Origin of the sequence: Xenorhabdus ehlersii, from assembly GCF_003610465.1 — a bacterium.
Lineage (GTDB): Bacteria > Pseudomonadota > Gammaproteobacteria > Enterobacterales > Enterobacteriaceae > Xenorhabdus > Xenorhabdus ehlersii.
In genome coordinates this window covers 632,681-651,889 of sequence record NZ_RAQI01000001.1, presented here as the reverse complement: position 1 = coordinate 651,889, position 19,209 = coordinate 632,681, and the positions used below count along the sequence as shown (strand labels likewise).

Here is a 19,209-nt window from a genome sequence, read left to right as displayed (position 1 = left end):
ACTGAGCAATGTCTACTTGTACTGATAATTCATCACAAAATTAATCAGATTGTGACAGACAAGACATTTTATTATCTCATTTATGCACTTAAACTGAAACGGTTCAGCAACCATGAAAGCAGATTACGAGAAAAAAAGAGTGATGGCAAGCGCCATTCGTCACATTATGGAGGAAAAGTTGAACAAAAAAAGAGCGCATTCGCCCTAAAATTGATGCGAATGCGCTTAATAGGGATTATTTGCCGATTATTTCAGCAAAGCTGTTGCCTTGGCTACTACATTTTCAACAGTGAAACCAAACTCTTTGAACAGAACATCAGCTGGTGCAGATTCACCGAAAGTGTTCATACCGACGATAGCGCCATTGATACCAGCATATTTGAACCAGTAATCAGAAATACCCGCTTCGATGGCAACACGTGCAGAAACCGCCGCTGGCAGTACCGCTTCACGGTATGCAGCATCCTGCTTATCGAAAGCATCGGTAGATGGCATAGAAACCACGCGAACCTGACGACCTTCGGCAGTCAGTTGCTCAGCCGCTTTCACTGCCAATTCCACTTCGGAACCTGTTGCAATCAGGATCAATTCAGGCTGGCTTACGCAATCCTTCAGGATGTAAGCCCCTTTCTCGATATTCGCCAATTGCTCAGCAGTACGATCCTGCTGTGCCAGGTTTTGACGGGAGAAGATCAGTGAAGTTGGACCATCTTTGCGCTCAATCGCATATTTCCACGCAACCGCAGATTCAACCTGGTCACATGGACGCCATGTGCTCATGTTTGGCGTTACGCGCAGGCTAGCAATCTGCTCGACTGGCTGGTGAGTTGGGCCATCTTCACCCAAGCCGATGGAATCGTGGGTATAAACGAAGATGCTACGCGCTTTCATCAGTGCCGCCATGCGTACAGCGTTACGGGCATATTCCACGAACATCAGGAATGTTGCACCATAAGGCACAAAACCACCATGCAATGCGATACCGTTCATGATGGCAGACATACCGAATTCACGCACACCGTAGTGAATGTAGTTACCGTCCTGAACTTCGTTCAGAGGCTTGGAGCCAGACCACATGGTCAGGTTACTTGGTGCTAAGTCAGCAGAACCACCCATGAATTCCGGCAGAACTTTACCGAATGCTTCCAGTGCATTTTGTGATGCCTTACGGCTAGCAATGGAGGCTGGGTTCTGTTGCAGTTTTTCAATAAATGCTTTGGATTCAGCTTCCCAATTCGCTGGCAGCTCACCGCTGGTACGACGGTTGAATTCAGCAGCCAGTTCTGGATAAGCTTGCGCATATGCAGCAAATTTCTCTTCCCAGCTTGCTTCTTTGGTTTTGCCAGCTTCCTGGGCGTTCCAGCCAGCGTAAATGTTCTGGGGAATTTCAAACGCAGGATGTTCCCAACCCAGCGCTTTACGGGTTGCTTCAATTTCAGCATCGCCCAGCGGGGAACCGTGACATTCTTCTTTGCCTGCTTTATTTGGTGAACCAAAGCCGATGATGGTTTTGCACATCAACAGGGATGGTTTGTTTGTTTCTTTGCGTGCTGCTTCGATAGCTGCCGCAATAGCGTCAGAGTCATGACCATCTACGCCACGGATAACATGCCAGCCATAGGCTTCAAAGCGCGCAGCGGTATCATCAGTGAACCAACCTTCTACCTCACCGTCGATAGAGATACCGTTATCATCATAGAATGCGATTAATTTGCCCAGTTTCAGTGTACCCGCCAAAGAGCAAACTTCATGGGAGATCCCTTCCATCATACAGCCGTCACCCATGAACACATAAGTGTAGTGATCGACGATATCATGGCCTGGACGGTTAAACTGCGCTGCCAGTGTGCGTTCTGCAATCGCAAAACCTACTGCATTGGCGATACCCTGTCCCAGTGGGCCAGTAGTGGTTTCTACACCTGGAGTATAGCCATATTCTGGATGGCCCGGAGTTTTAGAGTGCAATTGACGGAAATTCTTCAAATCATCAATAGAAACATCATAACCCGTCAGATGTAGAAGACTGTATATCAGCATGGAGCCGTGACCATTAGATAACACGAAACGGTCACGATCAACCCAGCCAGGATTCGAAGGGTTATGGTTCAAATAATCACGCCACAGCACTTCGGCAATGTCAGCCATTCCCATTGGTGCACCAGGATGCCCTGATTTTGCTTTCTGCACAGCATCCATGCTCAAGAAGCGGATAGCATTAGCAAGGGTTTTACGAGTGGTCATTCTTTACTCCAATTCGGATAAAAGCGTTAGTGAACTAAGGATTAATTTTCGCAGCGCAGCATACAAACCGCAATCATTAATGCCAGATAATTAATGCCGGATGATAAGAAAAACTATCTTAATTTCTCCTTGACAATAATTATTTGATTTACCTCGTTGTTTTGGTTCTCTGTCAAGACCATGCTGACAACTAAAGGTGCTCTTGCGCAAATGGGGAATAATTTCCTAGCGTGACTTGCGCAATAGAAAACTACATATTAGACACGATACCCAATAGGTTAATCAAGGCTAAAAAGACCCATTTTTCTGCCAAATTAGGATAATGAACAAAATTCACTTGTAATATATTTTGATGTCAACTGCAATTTTGGTGATATTTTCTGTTCCAGAGATACATTCCCTTGCTATATGCCATGGCCTGAAAGTCTGCTGGGAAAGCTAATTTCTCTATAAAAAATAAAAAAACAAAATAAAAATTTATGAATAAACCATTCATGGATAGCTATCATTATTCTATTTTTATTTTAAATAAATTATCACTAAATATAAAAGTAACCCATAAAAATATGCCACCAACTCAATAAAATTTAATTATTAGATGATAAAAAAAAGTAATTTGAATTCACGCTATAAAAAGGTGAACTTATAAACTTATCATCATTTAACAACATTCAAAAATAATTAAGGAAATAACATGAAGAAAATAATTATTTTTATTTATTTATATTTATTGGGATTACAAATAACTTTTGCTGACGTTAATTCAATAAATACAAACTCTGGTTACGAGCTTGCGACAGAATTAACTCAAAGATATAACGATACTAGAAATGATTGTGGAGATGGGGATCATCCTGCATTTTTATGCTCTGGAATTATGTTAAGAGGAACAATTCCTTCAGATGACTATCATTCCTGGGATCCCAGTCCACGTTCACAAAGAAGCGGTGGTGTCTCGTTTTCTTATTTGAGAACTGATTCTAAACTTGTTACATTAGATGCTGATTACACAAATGGTTTCATTTTTTCTCCTTATTTATCCGCATCAGTAAATAATAAACAACACCCTGAAGCTCTTTGCTATTTCCCTCTCAATGCAATCTCTGCCGACAGAGATGACAAAGGATGTGGTGCTATTCCTGGTATACCTCACAGTGCTCCTTGTCAACAGCAGGGAATTACCACTGCGCAACAGTGGATAGAAAATGGCAGTGATGAAGAGAATCAATGTGGTTTTGATGTGAGCATTAAACCAGGAGAAAATCATGCTGATGCCTTCATACAGGGAGTTCAGGCACGTTTGCAGCTCTCGTTAACAGTCAATAATGAGTTAATATTGGCTACCTGGCCTCAAAATATTCCCAATGAATTACCTGTCGAAGCCTTTTTTTATCTTCAAGGAGGGCTAAATGGTGCGCAACATGATCAAAGGGACTTTTATAATCTCACAAGAAAAATAATACCGATTATACGGATAGATCTTCCTACTGATTACAATCAAGATGCTACTTTTACTTATAATCCAGAAGATCAAATCGTTAACGATTAAAATAAAGAACAAAAAAATAAATCTAAAGGCCAAAATAAGTTTCATCAAGTACTAAAACTAAGATTTAATCGTAGAATGTGGCTATTCACGAAAACAATATAATCTCAATCGTAAATAGCCACAACACAAAATGGTATAAAACCAAAAATAAAACAACAAAAATTTTATATATCTATTTTTTTGCATATAAAAATCATAAATAAAAAATATTTTAAAACACAAAAAATATAATTACACAAAGGATTATAATTGATGTTTTTATAGACTAGATATTAAGTTATCTGTATGTTGTAAATCACATTTTATTTCAAACCTAACTACAAATGCCTAAATCTAACCTAACATTCAATCCAATACCGACACTAACTATCATGCAACTAGATTCCATCAATACAAAACGCGATGAACTTATTCATTTACTATATGACTGTGTCGAAAGTAATGCCTCCATCGGCTTTATTGCACCACTGGAAGAAAATGAAGCAGAACAATACTGGCAAGATGTCGAAGCAGATCTTATATCAGATCATCGATTGCTCCTTGTCGCACCAGAAGGTGAAAACATCGCAGGTTCAGTGCAACTTTCCCTCTGCAAGAAAAAGAATGGCCTGCACCGCGCCGACGTGGAAAAACTGATGGTACATACCGCTTATCGCCAGCGTGGGCTTGGTAGAAAGTTGATGAATGAACTTGAGCATTTGGCAAAACAGCATCAACGTCATTTACTGGTATTGGACACGCGCATTAACGATTCAGCTTCTACACTTTACCGAAAATGTGGTTTTATTGAAGTCGGGCAGATCCCCAATTTTGTCATCGATTCCAACGGGGAATTTTCAGGGACAACGTATTTTTATAAATCCATTTGAAATGTTATGCAAAAAACAAAAAGCCCTGAGTCAAAAACTCAGGGCTTATAAATTCTGGCGGTGCGGACGGGACTCGAACCCGCGACCCCCGGCGTGACAGGCCGGTATTCTAACCAACTGAACTACCGCACCGCATGGCGTTCTGGTTGAGAACGCGATGGATAATACGGGCTACGATAAAATCCGTCAATCGCTTTTTATAACAAAACAGTTCATCTGCACAGTTTTTCGCCTCAATTATGCATTTACCACCATTTTGCCGCTGTTTCTCAATGTATCTGTTCAGATTTTATACGCCAAAGACAGCTTCCCCCCTTTTTTTCCACCAAATCCAAACGAGATTCATGCTGAATTAATTCTTCATCGGAAGCATAAACAATTTTCAGCCCTGACTGTGGACGAGTAATCTTTTGGATTTCTGCCACCTGCGTACTGCCTGACGTTTCTCCTTCCATCGAAAAAACCAATGATGTCTGACCACCTGTCATTGACAGATAAACATCTGCCAGAATCTCGGCATCGAGCAACGCCCCGTGAAGAGTACGTTTTGAGTTATCGATATGGTAACGGTCACATAACGCATCGAGATTATTACGTTTACCGGGGAAAAGTTTTCTCGCCAATACCAAACTATCTGTAATGGTACAAAACTCAGCAGTGGGTGGAATATCTCGATTCAATTTACTGAATTCATAATCCATAAAGCCGATATCAAACGTTGCGTTATGAATAATCAACTCAGCACCACGGATAAACTCAATAAATTCATCAGCGATATCAGCAAATTTCGGTTTATCCTGCAAAAATTCATCACTAATCCCATGAACTTCAAACGCTTCGGGATCAACTAAACGTTCTGGTTTGACATAAATATGAAAATGGCGTCCTGTCAGACGACGATTGATAACCTCCACGGCACCAATTTCAATGATGTTGTGTCCCTCATAGTGAACACCTAACTTGTTCATACCAGTTGTTTCGGTATCGAGGACTATTTGGCGGGTAATAGCAGTGCTCATAATGTTTTTTTGTGTCAGACTTAGATTTTTGATTAAAGACAATATAGGAAGAGTCTACCAAAAATGAACAAACAGGTAGAAATTTTCACCGATGGTTCTTGCCTCGGTAATCCTGGTCCTGGCGGATATGGCGTTTTACTTCGCTACCAACAACAAGAAAAAACCTTGAGTGGCGGTTATTTTCACACAACCAATAACCGTATGGAATTAATAGCAGCCATAATAGGATTGGAAGCTCTCAAACGTCCCTGTACCGTGATCCTGACGACGGACAGCCAGTATGTACGTCAAGGGATCACCCAATGGATACATAACTGGAAAAAACGCGGCTGGAAAAAAGCGGACAAATCTCCCGTCGTCAATGTCGATCTCTGGCAGCGGCTCGATAAAGCTATCTCGCTGCATGACATTGATTGGCGCTGGGTCAAAGGCCACGCCGGACATCGGGAGAATGAACAGTGTGATGAGCTAGCTCGCACAGCCGCTAATAACCCTACTCAAACGGATGATGGCTATACCGAAAGCGAAAATTCACCCACCAGCTAATAACGTCGGTGAATATTTTTCGCCGCTCCCAGTGCATTACTGAATCTTGGTTTCATCAATGTTGCCCGCATGGGGTTTAATGTCAACGGTATTGTCCGTTTGCGGGCAATAATCACATTCAGACAACCAAATATTGACATGTAGGAGTTATCAAAACGCTTTCCGCTTTGCCACGGTAAAACATGGAAGTTGGCATGATGGATAACTTCATAATTAAGAAGACGCAGCCAATCCAATTGGCGCAGTATTGTAAACATTTGAGTTCTGCAAGATTGTCGACGATAAACTGGGGCAATCATGTTCCTGAAACCTAATATACTCATTGGATTAAAACCACTGATAACCAACCAACCATCGTCTATCATAATCCTATCGACTTCTCTCAAAAGCCAATGTGGATCAATACTATAAGTCAACATATGTGCTAACAAACAGGCATCAACAGATTTAGTTGCAAAAGGGAGATAATTGGGATCAGTAATGACATCCATACTTTGCCCTTGTAACCCTATATTGACTTGATGGCTGACCAAACAGGAACGAGTATCAATTTCGGCACTTAAGTTACCGATTTTCACTAAATGAAAACCAAAGATTTTGGGCCACCACGGTTCCAATTGACGTTCCAAGGCAACACGGTAATATTCCCCCCACGGTAACTCGGCCCAAGAAGCAGGGAGGGTTATTTGCTTAATTGAACGTGCTGATCGCATGTCATCTTCCTTTCAACCTACTTATAAACCTACTATGAAAATGAGGCACATAATGGATCTTATCAGGATACCGGCCCTTTCAGATAACTACATTTGGTTACTTTGTGATGAAAACAAGCATTGTGCCATTATCGATCCTGCTGAATCACAGCCTGTCATTGATATTTTAGCAGCAAATCAACTTACTCCCGCTGCGATACTGCTGACGCACCACCATTATGATCACGTTGGCGGGGTTCCCGGACTACTCAAACAATATCCTGAATTACCTGTATATGGCCCTGAAGAGACACAAAACAAAGGAATAACTCATATTGTCCATGAAAATAATACCGTTGAAATAGGAAGTTTTTCTTTTCGGATCATAGCACTACCAGGACATACACTTGGCCACATTGCATTCTATCAGGCTCCCTATCTGTTTTGTGGAGATACTCTGTTTTCTGGCGGTTGTGGACGACTATTTGAAGGTACAGCCGAACAAATGTTTTCCTCTCTGGAGAAAATTTCATCATTACCCGATGATACATTGATCTGCTGTGCTCACGAATACACGGCGGCAAATATGAAATTTGCAAAAGCAGTATTACCTGACAATCAGATTATTCACGATTATTATCAAGAAATTCTTAAATTACGTGAAAATAACCAAGCAACAATCCCAACAGATTTACAAACAGAGAAAAAAATCAATGTTTTCTTAAATTGCCACGATATTGATTTACAAAAAAATATCGGTATCAAACCTAATTCAATGCCACTTTCTTCTATTTTTCAGCAATTAAGGATTTATAAAGATCGATTTTAATTTTATTGGGTTGTCTTCTACGTAATAGGCCAGTATCATTGCTCACCTTTTAGGCAAGCATTAGAAAAGAACATGAAGACAAAAACGATCTTGTTCACCTCTGTTCTTCTTGCTGGGTGTCAATCGAGCCTGCAAACAAAGGCTCCTTCCCAGCAACAAGCACAGAAGATGTCTTCAACGAATCAGAAAGCAAACGGTATTGCAGAATCAGATGATCCTGCAAACTGGAAGGTGAGTCCGACAGCCCAACAAGATTTGTGGGGACATATTCGCGATGAGTTGAAGATGGAAGCTCCTGATAATAGCAGGGTGCGCGAACAACAAAGTTACTATTTGAAACACAAGGGCCATATCCAAAATGTAATATTGCGTGCAGAACCGTACATTTATTGGATAGTTGAGCAACTTGATAATCGACATATGCCAATGGAACTGGTATTGCTGCCCATAGTGGAGAGTGCCTTTGACCCCCATGCTACTTCCTACGCCAAGGCGGCAGGATTATGGCAGATTATCCCAAGTACTGGCCGTCATTATGGCCTGAAACAAGATAAATGGTACGATGCCCGTCGTGACATTGCGGCATCAACAACCGTCGCTCTTGATATGCTTGAATATCTCAACACACGATTCAATGGGGATTGGCTTTTGACCATTGCCGCTTACAACAGTGGCGAAGGCAGGGTTATACGTGCTATCAAAGACAATAAAGCACAAGGGAAACCAACAGATTTCTGGTCGTTGTCACTGCCACGGGAAACAATGCACTATGTTCCCAAGATATTGGCACTGAGTAATATCATTCGCCATAACGAACAGTTTGGTTTCAAACTTCCTAAGCCTAACAACCAACACGCTCTGGCAAAGGTTGAAGTAGGGCAACAGATCATGTTGTCACAAGCGGCTGAATTATCCGGGCTATCATTGACATCAATCAGAGCATATAACCCGGGCTATAAACAAGGTATGACGTCTCCTTATGGACCGCATTACATCTTGCTACCAATGAAGAACGTTAATCAATTTAAGGCGTCCTTGGCAAATAAAAACGTCTTGAATGACATCCGCCTCGCGGTTAAACACAATACCTACAAATTACAGCAACAAAGTCACTATACCGTTCGTGCCGGTGATACATTGTCCGCGATTGCAAAGCGCTTCAAGACCACTCACCGAGAGTTGCAAAAACTGAACAGCTTAAAAACGGCTGATCGGCTTAAGATCGGCCAAGTGCTGAAAATCGATAGTAGTGGCCCCGTCACCTATCAAGTGCGCAAAGGGGATTCATTTTTCAGTATCGCTAAACGTCATGGTGTGAATCTTAATGATTTAATTAGTTGGAATAAAAACCTAAAAATCAAAGAGATAAAACCTGGTATAGCTCTGACGCTTTACCTTAATTAAGGGAGTTTATCCTCTCCAATATATCGTTCCCTGTCCCAAAGGACAGGGACTTTATTGCATTAACAATAAAATGATAATTAGAATCAAGAAAGAGGAAATGCAAATTGTCATCATTAAAACAAAATATAAATAATCTACCTAATACCTTTATCGAAATAAAAGAGTATCACCTACTCCCTTCTGCATTCCCATTAACCTCTACTCCCTATCTCGAAACAGAAAGCCGCGATTATAGTGCCATGTGGTTTCAACTGGATGGTAAATCGATAGTTTTTCGTCAAGCTAAAATAACACCTAATAAACAAGGACAATTTGTTACTCTTTGGAAAAGGCCGGCTCCAGATTCAGAAATAATGCCTTTTGAAAAAAGTGATAAAATTGATTTTTGTCTAATAGCGACTTTTTCTGAGCATCAAAAAGGCATGTTTCTGTTTGACTCACATATTCTGATAAAACAAGGTGTTTTCTCAAGTCAAACTAAAGCTGGTAAAAGAGCTATTCGTGTTTATCCTACCTGGGTATTCCCTACATCAAAACAAGCACTCCAAACAAAAAAATGGCAATCCCCATATTTTATAAATTTCGATAAACAGAAAACAGCCATTGAGAAATTTAAGAATATTTTCCTAAATTATAATCACAAAATATAATAATTAAACTAAATTATTACAACCCGAAAAAGGCTGGAAATAAAAAACCTCATTTCCAAAAATAACCTTTTTTGTGAGCAAGCTCATAAAATAAGAATGATCATGGTTATTCTAAAAATTAGATACATTTTCTATCGGAAATTCATTGTGTTATAAAAACCCTCTCGATACTAATACAATATGACTCAGCATGATGCACTAACCAGAGTTAATCTTCCGAAAATTTATTTTACAACGGCAATGTTTTTAATTTTTTACTCTGTGATTTTACAATTCCCCTTTTTCCTTTACTTGATTTTATTTGGTTTTTAATTGTCTGCTCCTTATTATTTTCGACAGAATTTTTTATCACGAATGGAACAAGTCATTCTGGCTTAATCGGACATTTTTGCCTTATTCAAAACAGGAAGCCCCCTATTTTCAGCTTATTGTCAGACTGGAAAAGTATGTGCGCAGAATAGGCTCTCCCTTCCTGCCGAATATGGCGATGCCCCTATTAAGCCCATTGCCATTCTATATTCCATCGGCATGACTTCAGGGAGACAGACAATGTCAGAGAAAGAGAAAAAGCACCTCACAAAATTGCAGGAAGGAAAAGCGCTGTTAGAACAGGGACAGGAAGCAATAACAAAACAGGCTAAAGCGCTGTTAGCGGATGCGAGCGGTAATGCCAGCGACATCCTCAGTTCCGTAACAGGAATAACCGGCAAGGTCGGATTGACTGACGGAACCAGCAAAGCACTTGGCGGTCTCAGTGCCGACAGCTTGATCAGCGGTGGGGGCTTTGCCGGTGGGACAGGCAAGGCGGTGGGCGGTCTCGGTGCCGGCAGCCTGATCCCCGGCGGGGGTTTTGCCGGCGGGGCAAGCAAGGCACTTGGCGCGCCGGGGCTGGCAGCCAAAGCCGCGGCGGGTAATCTCGGGGCAGAAAAGATGTTGCAGCAACTGGGCCAGAAACTGGGGCTGGGTGGCGGAGCCGATCCCAGCGGCCTGCTGTTCACCCTGACCGCGGGCAGCTTGCCGGCACAGACCTTTGTTGTCACCGACTTCAGCCTGACCGAACATTTCTCGCGCCCCTTTACCCTGGAAGTGGGGCTGGCAAGCGCCGACTCCGCCATTGCCTTCCCGCTGGTACTTGACCGTACGGCAACGCTCACTGTCCTGCACAATGGTGTCGAACAGCGCAGCGTCACCGGTATCGTCACCCGCTTTGAACAGGGCAACACCGGCTTACACCAGACCACCTACCGGATGAGCATCCGCCCCGACCTGTGGCGCACCACCCTGCGGCAGAACTCGCGCATCTTCCAGCAGCTCAATATCACCGGCATCATCACCAAAATCCTCAAAGAGCACAGCATCCGCGACGTGGTGTTCAACCTGCGCCACCCGCACCCGGAGCGCGAATTCTGCGTGCAGTATCAGGAATCAGAAAAAAATATAATTAATTGAATATAAAGGATATATTATCTATGTTTGATTTTGTGCCCCTTTTAATGCCCCCGGATTTTTTACTTACTTTTATTTTACTATACGACTGATTTTTATTATTTATATCATTAATAGAGCACTTTTAAACCATCTTAAAGCAAAAAAGCCGTGAGGGTTAAAAATGGTCAAATTGGGCTGCCATTTTACGCTCAGGGCTTAAGATAAAAAATGTTCATTTTTACGACATCGATCACAAATTACAGCGGGTTATTCCTGTGGCTTAGAGCGGGCTTTCCTTTCTAATAATTCTCCAGTATAAGAATCGAAATAACGGCTGGGCCAGATCTCTGAGGGATGGATGCCAAGGTAATTTGCGATGATCCATTCGCCTTTAGGCCAAGGCCTACTAAATGCATTTGCCAGTGTCGATGAACTGAGTCCCGCTTCACGAGAAACAGCCACTAAGGTTGTTCCACGTTTACGTAATGCTGCGATGATATCGGCCTGATGCCAGTCAGTTCTAATGTTGTTATTCATTCCTGCTACCCCTTCCATTAATTAATATTGATGGTGGCGATTCAGACAGGGTTCGCAGTACCGGTGGTGTCCAACCGGCGAGGCCGAAGCCTCCCCCGCCTGAATCACCATTGAAAGGGTGATAGCAGACGCACTGGTAGAAACATCCTACCAGTGGGACACCATATTTCGAGGCTGCGAAACCTCACCACTAGATTTTGCTAATGGCGGGAATACTTTAACTAATTGTTTTACCTGATACAATAACTAAACGGCTAAGTTTAACGGCTATAAACCCGCTCAACGTAACGCCCGCGACCATCACCGTGCCCTAAATCCATTGAAACCAGTGCCCGTGCTTCCTGACGACTAAAACCATTTTGTTGGTAAAAATTAAGCGCCTCCTGCGCCCACGCATAGCGCAAACTGTGGGGAGAATGGCAACCGATTAAACCAATCCTTGTGGTATGTGTCCGCCAGTAGTTCATGGCCTGTTTGAGGTCGGGTTTATCAATCAACCTGCCACCACGTTGTTCTGCAACAACAATGGCTTGCCCGATAGCTTCTTTTACTGCTGCAACATCCAATACGCGGGTTTGTCTTGGTCGGCCGCCTTTTGTACCGAAGACAACATGCAGTTTCGGTTCTGATTGCTCTAACTGTTTACGCCAGCTTTTCAATGAAGCACTACATTGCACAGCTTCCTGAGAACGTAATCCCAGCAATCGGGCGAGTTTCAGTGTGACGGCAAATCCAGCATCACGTTCTAGTGCTTTCTGATAAACAACCTGAAACGTGGCATCAGGTATCGCTTGTTTTGTTCCGGCGCGGCTGGTTCCACTTAATCCCAATGCCTGATTGCTTAAACGCGGCGAGGTTTCCAGTTTTTCTCGGCCTGCCATGCGAAAGATATTACGCAGCGCAGCCATTTCATTTTGCACTGTTCGTTTGGCAATCCCCTGAGACAAACGGGCATCAACATACTGTTCCACATGCTTGGCTTTCAAATTATTAAGGCTTTTAACCTGAATATTTAGACTTAACAACAACGCGCCCAAACGTCCGGCGATCCGAATGCGATCATGACAAGTTTTATGGCTGCCGCCGCCTTGCCGGGCAAAAAATTTTAATTCCTTAATCAATCGACTCATCAGCTTCTCCCGTGATCTATACCTGACAACATGCAATCTCTGGCGCGCGACCATTCTGGCAAAACAGAAAAACCTGCTTTGCCCTTGATCGATATCTGTGCGCCAGAGTGAACGCAGGTTGAGGTATTGCGGGGTATCGGTTGAGTACGCGGTACTGCCGCCTGCGCGTGCAGGTCATCCCCACCGGCAAAATGCCAGCCTCGATATCGTCAAGTTCTCCTTTTTCAATCTAAAAATGCAGTGTCAGATTCACTGAGTGGTGAAGCAGGCGTGAGCCTGTCAGGGTTGTGGTGTGCTTTGGCTGCGGCGTCACTTTCAGCGGTAACCCGCAAAAAGTGACGCCTTGAGTTTTCGAACAATCAGCAAAGGCTATGCAAGCGTTGAAATACCAACGGGTACAGCAAAACGCCGCCAGATTCAATGTCAAATGGTAGTCATGCGTTAATGGTTTAGCGGTAGAAAAATTGTCTGTTGAATAATTCAGACAGGGATAGATAAAAGTATGAACGGATGCGTAAAAGCCATCCTGTTGTTCATTGAAGATAAACAGGATTTATGTTGATTTGAAAAGTCAGTGTATGAACCCACGTTCAACACCCTTCGGCGACAAGATAACAACACCTTTTGGGCGTATTTTTAGTTTAAGAAACCTTCATTACCAGACAAGGGGTTTATGTCTGACAATATCTGCTTCCAAAGGTGGGCAGATGTACCGCAATGCTTGCTCTCCCTTGCAGGCTACGAGAGTTTTCATTCGCCACCCGAAGGCGATCCTGACAGGCGAGGGATCATTTTTGTAGAGAAAGATATTAACGGTCAGACAGGCGAGAGTCAAATCGTTAAGGATTCCTGCCAGCCTGATTTTTGCCTGAATTACCGTGCATATTCCGATGATCCCCCTATATTCTGCCAACACCAGCCAAAAACTGGATTTAATTCGTTAATTAATTTGATTGATTAATGTGTAGAATAAATGTGCTTTTCTGTTCAGCTATGCATTTTATCTCGCTGAGATTCAGCATGATACTGAAGCCTAATTGATAAAACACAAGTTAAATTCAATGAAAAACAACAAAGAATCGCTTTATCTAAAAGAGCGCGCTTACCTGAGAGAGCTGGCTGAGCACATCGCGAAAGAGTCGCCGCATCTGGCTGAATTTCTGGTTTCCTCTCATGACCCTGATATTGCCCGTGTTTTCGAAGCCTTTGCGTTTTTGATTGCCAATCTGCGGGACAAGCTGGAAGATAATTTTCCCGAAATTGTTCACGGCATTCTCTCCCGTATCTGGCCGTTAGCCCTGTCTCCTATTCCACCGACGACGATAGTACAATTTACGCCCACGGATGATGAACATCAGGGCACTGCCGAGATCCCGATCAGTACATCGGTGTCTGCCAGCCTTAACGGGCAATTGATCAACTTTAAAACCTGCCGTCCTTTACATATTGAACCGTTAATTGTCCAGGAGCGCGCAGTCAGGAAAACGGGTACTCACAGTGAAATCATCCTGACACTATGCCAAACCGGTTCGGCGTCTTCTTTCTGGCAAAGCGGAGCTTTATCTTTTTTCCTTGGCACCGATACGGAGCGCGCCGCCCAGCTCAGCCTGTGGCTGGATCAACATATTTGTGAGGTCAGCCTGAACACGCAGGGCAAGCAGCGAAAGCTGCGCGGTTTTCCTTATGGCTGGCATGATCTGCTTGATAGTCCGGTGCTGCCTGTGCCCAAAAATACGTATTCCGGCCTGCAACCTTTGGTGGAATATTATGCGCTGCCCCCACTGTATAACTTTGTCACACTGGATATCAGCAAAAGTTGCACCACAGTGCCCCTGAATGCGGACGGCACGTTTGAGCTGATTTTTCGTTTCGAGGGCGAATTGCCGCTGGATAATGTCGATGAAGCGTTTTTGCTGGGCTGTGTGCCCGCCATTCATCTGGAAAATCAAACCAGTCCCCCCATTGCGCTGGAAGCCGACAATCACCGTTATTCCCTGCTATTGGGGGAGTCGGTGCAGTTATTCCGATTGCGGGAGATTCAGGTGGTGCAACAGCCCGATGACGATGAGCAACGGGTACACCTTACCACTGGCTGCCGATTGAACAGTTTACCCCCGCCGGGCATTTTCTGGATGAGGATGCCCCACCCGACACGTTTTACTACCAGCTTCAGGCTGAGTACGATTTTCTCGGCAGAACTCAGCACCGGCTGAACTTTTTTGATTTGACCGGCAAACCCGCCAACGACTTACCGGCTATTGCCGTCTCGTGCCATTTCATCGGCTACCATGAGCAGGCACTGAGGCTGGAACAAGGCGTAATTACCGTAACGCCGGAAAGTGCACCGTCCCATCTTGATGTGCAGAATATTATTCCGGTGGTGACCGATTATCCGGCTATTGCCCCGTTATTGCACAACAACGAGGTGAAAGTAGAAACGTGGCAAAATAACCAGTTTTATCCGCGTAACGAGCTGGAACGTTTTCAAAAACAAGTAGCATCGGCGACAGTGTTGTATCGGGAAATCACCAATGATTGGTCTAAAGTAGTCATGCTGGTCATGCAGGATGCCGCACAAGAGTCTGGTGTGATTTTTAGTAAACCCAGCGATAAAGATGACGATTATAAACTACCCTCAGAGCTTACTGCATTGGCAGAAAAAGCAATCAATCAAGGGCGTGCTGTTCGACAAGGCCAGTCATTAATTCCTTTTAACGCAGAAGAGTTAGCCTTGATCCAGACTAAATACGTCCATTGCTCATCACACTGGAATAGTGTGGTAATAAGAGATGAACAGATTCAAGGTGGTGTGAATGCGGTAGAGTTAGTCAGTTTTGTGAACCGCCCTTGTGAACAATGGCACCGAGCCATTTTTGATATTACTGGTAAGGAAATTTCAAAATGAGAAACAAAAAACTATTTGTCCTGTTATTGGGGCTAGGTGTGATGGTGGGATTAACTGCCTGCCAGTCTTATCCATTGGGAAAACGGATGGTTACTTATAAGCCTATTGTGCGCCACAGCGAACCGTTGCCTTATGAGAAATGGTGGTTTGAGTTTTATACACCTGAATATTTTCCCATTAGCATTAGCTTTGCTCAGTTTCAGGATGAAGATAATTATATTGTGCAAAAATTTATGCCGGATGGTGCTAATCAAAATTTCCGTAGCTTAGTGAGTTGGAATAAAAAATTAGGCACAACAAGTAGTGGGATCAGAAATTATGGGGAAGCACTACCACGTTCATTGACCGTCTGTTGGGATTCAGTGATTGATAAAAAATCTTATCAGACAACCTTTAAATTTACCCCCGAAGTCTGGCAACTAATGCGTGAGCCTTATAATTCTCGGGCAGTTCAGGGGCATATATTTTATCGGAATAGAATAATTGCTGGGCTAGCTCCCGGTGGAACTGCCCGGGCTTGGCTACGGGGTTATGATAAAAATAACGGTGACAATATATTAATTGCCACCGGTGAGTCAGTTTTCGGCGAAAATATGACGATTTGTCAGGGAAAAACAAAGCATTCCAGTGGTTATGGAGATGATTATCCCGAATATATCAAGAACTTTATCAAAGGGAAGAAATACCCCTACGGGGAGTGGTAAACAATTACCTTGAAGTCATCCCAATATCAGAAGCCAATTAATTTATTTATGATTTCTGATGTTGATAGGAGCCAATATTGATAATCAGCCGGAAGGACAATTTCAGCACAGACTTGTCGCATGGTTGAAACAGGCGAGAGACGAAAACGGTAAACTGGACAAGTTAACCCTTGAGTATTTTCTGACTGAGAATCAAAAAGTTGCCCTTAACGAGCATATTGATGGATAAATAAAACATAAGGAAGGTAGAGTTAGTCAGTTTTGTGAACCACCCTTGTGAATAATGGCACCGAACCATTTTTGATATTACTGGTAAGGAAATTTCAAATTGAGAAACAAAAAACTATTTGTCCTGTTATTGGGTCTAAGTGTGATAGTGGGATTAACGGCCTGCCAGTCTTATCTATCCGGCAAACGGATAGTAAATTACAAGCCTATTGTACGCCACAGTGAGCCATTGCCTTATGAAAAATGGAGATTCCAATTTATTACTCCAAAATATTTCCCCGCCAGTATTAGTTTTGTTCAATTTTTGGATGAAGATAATTATATTGTGCAAAAATTTATGCCTGATGGAGCAAATTCAGATTTTAGAAGTGTGAATTCATGGAGTAAAAAATTAGGAGGGGGGCTAGATGGTGTCGTCATGAGAAATTTCGTGCAATAATAATGCCCCATCATTCCATCATAAGAGTTGATTAACCATGAGTACACCTGCACACCGCCGCCACGATATTTCAGATCGCGTCTGGAGCCTACTTGAACCTCATTTGCCAGGACGTCAAGGCGCTTGGGGGCGTGTAGCTGAAGATAATCGGCGTTTTATCAATGGGGTGTTTTGGATTTTACGGACGGGTGCGCCTTGGCGAGACCTACATACTGATTATGGTGACTGGAAAAATACCCACCGCCGTTTTTGTCGCTGGAGAGATAAAGGGATATGGGAAAAACTGCTCGAACAATTGGTTAATGACCCCGATTTCGAGTGGTTAATGATTGATGCCAGCCATATTAAGGTTCATCCTGATGCGACAGGCGCTAAAGGGGGTAATCAGGAGATGGGGCTCACAAAAGGGGGCTCAATACCAAGATACATTTGGCCGTGGATGCGCATGGTATGCCGGTCAGAATTGTTATTACAAGCGGTACCCCAGCAGATTGTTCACAAGCTGAGGCCTTAATTAAAGGACTCGATGCAGAGCATCTATTGGCGGACAGGGGCTATGATAGCAATGCAATAGTAGAAAAAGCGAAACAACAGGGCATGCAAGTCCAGATCCCTAGCCGGAAAAATCGGAAGGTCGCCAGAGAATATGATCGTGAACTCTATCGGCTTCGCCATTTGGTTGAAAATGCTTTCCTTCATCTTAAGCGCTGGCGTGGTATAGCCACTCGCTATGCAAAAAATAGCGCGTCTTTTCTTGCCGCAGTGCAAATCCGTTGCCTTGTCCTTTGGCTGAAAATCTCATGACGACAGCATCTAGACCAATAGCATCAAAAAATTCATGTTGAGGCTTTAGCTGATTAATTCCCACATTCCCCCTTAAAACATCCCCCATATAGCCATCCCAAGTGGGATTATATTTCTTATGTGTCATTCCTCAATTCTCCGTAGCACTCAATATCAAATTAATAATTGATTGACTTGTGTCAAGATTTCCGATTTAGCATCAATTAAGCAGGATATAACAACAATGCTTACCCATTCCAGCATGGAAAAGATCCTCCTTTAAATTTGTGATGAATCTCTATTCTTAAGCAAAATCAGACAATTACTTAATTTTAATTTCAGTCATACCATAATAAAAAAATTATGCACTAAATTTATTATCCCAGACTCATCCGGCTTTTATTTGCCTGCCAGAGATACCCCCTAACCGCAAAAGCGATACAACGGATCGGAATTGCTTTTTACCGTTAACCTACCATTTTTGTCCCGCTCTTCCGGTTCGTGCCAATCGTTATCAGCAGCAAGAATAATTTTCGCATCTGGCCACTGGGTTCTGACCTGTTCGGCAACCGTGAGTAAATTACTTTCATCAATCGCCGCCAGCACAACGCCTTTATGTAACTGCCTGACCGTTAAAGCGGTGGCGTAACCTTCGGTGATAATGAAAATGTCCGGCGTTCCGGTAATTTTGGATATGGGGATAAAACTGCCTTTCTTCTGCGTACCTGCAACAAGGCGTTTTTCACCGTTCGGCTTGATGGTTTGTGCGCCCGTGATTGTGCCGTCCAGCGTTTGAGTCACCAGCAGCAACGAACCATCTTTTAATAACCGCTGATTGGGGCATTGCAGCCCCTTTTTCAGCAGATATTGAGATTCGCCCTTAACAGCGGTGGCAACCAGTGCCATGATGCGTTCAGCAATAGGTTTTGCTGCTCTAGATTGTTCTTTGGCGATCTTGGGTTCCGGCAAAGGCATTGCCAGCACATCCGCCACCAGCTTAGCCGCTGCAAAGACGGTGATCCCTTTGGTTCTTGCCACCAAATCCAACCCATCACCGTGATTCGGCTCATCACACTGGCGACAATGCCAGTCGCCATGATGGTTATCGTCGATAAAGTGGAAACGATCAGTGCCACCACATATCGGACAAGCACCGTGCTTACCCTTTGCGGGAACATCAACGCCACAAGCAGGTAACAGGCTTTGCCAGTGGTTGATGGCTGATTTTTTCACTGTTCGGATAATATCTAACGGGC

Annotated in this window: 19 protein-coding genes, 1 tRNA gene and 1 pseudogene; 14 read left to right on the top strand and 7 right to left on the bottom strand. The window is 43.3% G+C overall.

Going from position 1 to position 19,209, the window contains the following annotated elements:
* Nucleotides 1-246 precede the first annotated feature (246 nt).
* Entirely contained in the window at nt 247-2,241 is a 1,995-nt protein-coding gene (gene tkt / locus BDE27_RS03140; RefSeq protein ID WP_099133807.1) for a transketolase, read from the bottom strand.
* A gap of 694 nt (nt 2,242-2,935) precedes the next feature.
* Here tkt and BDE27_RS03135 point away from each other — a divergent pair.
* Both BDE27_RS03135 and BDE27_RS03130 read left to right on the top strand, forming a co-directional pair.
* Nucleotides 2,936-3,790 (top strand): hypothetical protein, encoded by an 855-nt coding sequence (locus BDE27_RS03135; protein WP_099133806.1) that lies wholly within the window; start codon nt 2,936-2,938, stop codon nt 3,788-3,790.
* 323 nt (nt 3,791-4,113) lie between these two features.
* Complete coding sequence (locus BDE27_RS03130) at nt 4,114-4,659, top strand: GNAT family N-acetyltransferase (RefSeq protein ID WP_244208669.1); 546 nt, start codon at nt 4,114-4,116, stop codon at nt 4,657-4,659.
* Nucleotides 4,660-4,714: 55 nt separating this feature from the next.
* Here BDE27_RS03130 and BDE27_RS03125 read toward each other — a convergent pair.
* Both BDE27_RS03125 and dnaQ read right to left on the bottom strand, forming a co-directional pair.
* A tRNA-Asp gene (locus BDE27_RS03125) sits at nt 4,715-4,791 on the bottom strand.
* 137 nt (nt 4,792-4,928) lie between these two features.
* Complete coding sequence (gene dnaQ / locus BDE27_RS03120) at nt 4,929-5,678, bottom strand: DNA polymerase III subunit epsilon (protein WP_099133830.1); 750 nt, start codon at nt 5,676-5,678, stop codon at nt 4,929-4,931.
* Between the two features lie 63 nt (nt 5,679-5,741).
* On the opposite strand from dnaQ, the gene rnhA reads away from it, so the two are divergent.
* On the top strand, nt 5,742-6,224 hold the full coding sequence (gene rnhA, locus BDE27_RS03115; protein WP_099133805.1) for a ribonuclease HI: 483 nt from the start codon (nt 5,742-5,744) through the stop codon (nt 6,222-6,224).
* Here the strand turns inward: rnhA and BDE27_RS03110 are convergent.
* A complete protein-coding gene (locus BDE27_RS03110) occupies nt 6,221-6,937 on the bottom strand; it encodes a class I SAM-dependent methyltransferase (protein WP_099133804.1) in 717 nt (238 codons plus the stop codon). The two genes, rnhA and BDE27_RS03110, sit on opposite strands and share 4 nt — an antisense overlap.
* 52 nt (nt 6,938-6,989) lie before the next feature.
* Here BDE27_RS03110 and gloB point away from each other — a divergent pair, with 52 nt between their 5' ends.
* From gloB to vgrG, 4 genes are all read left to right on the top strand, one after another.
* Nucleotides 6,990-7,745, top strand: coding sequence for a hydroxyacylglutathione hydrolase (gene gloB / locus BDE27_RS03105; protein ID WP_099133803.1), 756 nt, complete (start codon nt 6,990-6,992; stop codon nt 7,743-7,745).
* Nucleotides 7,746-7,817: 72 nt separating this feature from the next.
* Nucleotides 7,818-9,149 (top strand): murein transglycosylase D, encoded by a 1,332-nt coding sequence (gene mltD, locus BDE27_RS03100; protein WP_099133802.1) that lies wholly within the window; start codon nt 7,818-7,820, stop codon nt 9,147-9,149.
* A 104-nt stretch (nt 9,150-9,253) separates the two neighbouring features.
* Complete coding sequence (locus BDE27_RS03095) at nt 9,254-9,799, top strand: MepB family protein (RefSeq protein ID WP_099133801.1); 546 nt, start codon at nt 9,254-9,256, stop codon at nt 9,797-9,799.
* A 549-nt stretch (nt 9,800-10,348) separates the two neighbouring features.
* A complete protein-coding gene (gene vgrG / locus BDE27_RS03090; protein WP_120211301.1) occupies nt 10,349-11,248 on the top strand; it encodes a type VI secretion system tip protein VgrG in 900 nt (299 codons plus the stop codon).
* 246 nt (nt 11,249-11,494) lie between these two features.
* On the opposite strand, the gene BDE27_RS03085 is transcribed toward vgrG, so the two are convergent.
* On the bottom strand, nt 11,495-11,764 hold the full coding sequence (locus BDE27_RS03085) for a helix-turn-helix domain-containing protein (RefSeq protein WP_099134069.1): 270 nt from the start codon (nt 11,762-11,764) through the stop codon (nt 11,495-11,497).
* Between the two features lie 260 nt (nt 11,765-12,024).
* Nucleotides 12,025-12,894 (bottom strand): integrase domain-containing protein, encoded by an 870-nt coding sequence (locus BDE27_RS03080; protein WP_099134070.1) that lies wholly within the window; start codon nt 12,892-12,894, stop codon nt 12,025-12,027.
* A gap of 673 nt (nt 12,895-13,567) precedes the next feature.
* Between BDE27_RS03080 and BDE27_RS03075 the strand changes: the two genes are divergently transcribed.
* From BDE27_RS03075 to BDE27_RS03055, 7 genes are all read left to right on the top strand, one after another.
* Entirely contained in the window at nt 13,568-13,855 is a 288-nt protein-coding gene (locus BDE27_RS03075) for a hypothetical protein (protein WP_099134071.1), read from the top strand.
* Nucleotides 13,856-13,955: 100 nt separating this feature from the next.
* Nucleotides 13,956-15,107, top strand: a complete 1,152-nt coding sequence (locus BDE27_RS19330; RefSeq protein WP_167450530.1) for a type VI secretion system baseplate subunit TssF — start codon at nt 13,956-13,958, stop codon at nt 15,105-15,107.
* An 11-nt stretch (nt 15,108-15,118) separates the two neighbouring features.
* The gene (locus BDE27_RS19325; RefSeq protein WP_167450529.1) at nt 15,119-15,799 is read left to right on the top strand and encodes a hypothetical protein; all 681 of its coding nucleotides are present in this window, start codon (nt 15,119-15,121) and stop codon (nt 15,797-15,799) included.
* The gene (locus BDE27_RS03065; protein WP_244208668.1) at nt 15,796-16,503 is read left to right on the top strand and encodes a DUF2931 family protein; all 708 of its coding nucleotides are present in this window, start codon (nt 15,796-15,798) and stop codon (nt 16,501-16,503) included. Before BDE27_RS19325 ends, BDE27_RS03065 begins: the two co-directional genes overlap by 4 nt.
* Nucleotides 16,504-16,561: 58 nt before the next feature.
* A complete protein-coding gene (locus BDE27_RS19320) occupies nt 16,562-16,732 on the top strand; it encodes a hypothetical protein (protein WP_167450528.1) in 171 nt (56 codons plus the stop codon).
* A 99-nt stretch (nt 16,733-16,831) separates the two neighbouring features.
* Nucleotides 16,832-17,170 (top strand): DUF2931 family protein, encoded by a 339-nt coding sequence (locus BDE27_RS03060; RefSeq protein WP_244208667.1) that lies wholly within the window; start codon nt 16,832-16,834, stop codon nt 17,168-17,170.
* Nucleotides 17,171-17,207: 37 nt separating this feature from the next.
* Nucleotides 17,208-17,974, top strand: a protein-coding gene (locus BDE27_RS03055; RefSeq protein ID WP_099134150.1) for an IS5 family transposase whose coding sequence is annotated in 2 segments (ribosomal slippage) — nt 17,208-17,583 and nt 17,583-17,974 — 768 coding nt in all. Because the reading frame shifts where the segments join, the coding sequence is not laid out codon by codon here.
* A gap of 447 nt (nt 17,975-18,421) precedes the next feature.
* Here the strand turns inward: BDE27_RS03055 and BDE27_RS03045 are convergent.
* Nucleotides 18,422-19,171, bottom strand: a pseudogene (locus BDE27_RS03045) (primase-helicase zinc-binding domain-containing protein); the annotation flags it as partial.
* Nucleotides 19,172-19,209: the final 38 nt, after the last annotated feature.

Bases quoted from the DNA above. Each gene is read 5' to 3' on its own strand.
- tkt (WP_099133807.1), bottom strand. From the start codon at position 2,241: ATGACCACTCGTAAAACCCTTGCTAATGCTATCCGCTTCTTGAGCATG.
- BDE27_RS03135 (WP_099133806.1), top strand. From the start codon at position 2,936: ATGAAGAAAATAATTATTTTTATTTATTTATATTTATTGGGATTACAA.
- BDE27_RS03130 (WP_244208669.1), top strand. From the start codon at position 4,114: ATGCCTAAATCTAACCTAACATTCAATCCAATACCGACACTAACTATC.
- dnaQ (WP_099133830.1), bottom strand. From the start codon at position 5,678: ATGAGCACTGCTATTACCCGCCAAATAGTCCTCGATACCGAAACAACT.
- rnhA (WP_099133805.1), top strand. From the start codon at position 5,742: ATGAACAAACAGGTAGAAATTTTCACCGATGGTTCTTGCCTCGGTAAT.
- BDE27_RS03110 (WP_099133804.1), bottom strand. From the start codon at position 6,937: ATGCGATCAGCACGTTCAATTAAGCAAATAACCCTCCCTGCTTCTTGG.
- gloB (WP_099133803.1), top strand. From the start codon at position 6,990: ATGGATCTTATCAGGATACCGGCCCTTTCAGATAACTACATTTGGTTA.
- mltD (WP_099133802.1), top strand. From the start codon at position 7,818: ATGAAGACAAAAACGATCTTGTTCACCTCTGTTCTTCTTGCTGGGTGT.
- vgrG (WP_120211301.1), top strand. From the start codon at position 10,349: ATGTCAGAGAAAGAGAAAAAGCACCTCACAAAATTGCAGGAAGGAAAA.
- BDE27_RS03085 (WP_099134069.1), bottom strand. From the start codon at position 11,764: ATGAATAACAACATTAGAACTGACTGGCATCAGGCCGATATCATCGCA.
- BDE27_RS03080 (WP_099134070.1), bottom strand. From the start codon at position 12,894: ATGAGTCGATTGATTAAGGAATTAAAATTTTTTGCCCGGCAAGGCGGC.
- BDE27_RS03075 (WP_099134071.1), top strand. From the start codon at position 13,568: ATGTCTGACAATATCTGCTTCCAAAGGTGGGCAGATGTACCGCAATGC.
- BDE27_RS19330 (WP_167450530.1), top strand. From the start codon at position 13,956: ATGAAAAACAACAAAGAATCGCTTTATCTAAAAGAGCGCGCTTACCTG.
- BDE27_RS03065 (WP_244208668.1), top strand. From the start codon at position 15,796: ATGAGAAACAAAAAACTATTTGTCCTGTTATTGGGGCTAGGTGTGATG.
- BDE27_RS19320 (WP_167450528.1), top strand. From the start codon at position 16,562: ATGTTGATAGGAGCCAATATTGATAATCAGCCGGAAGGACAATTTCAG.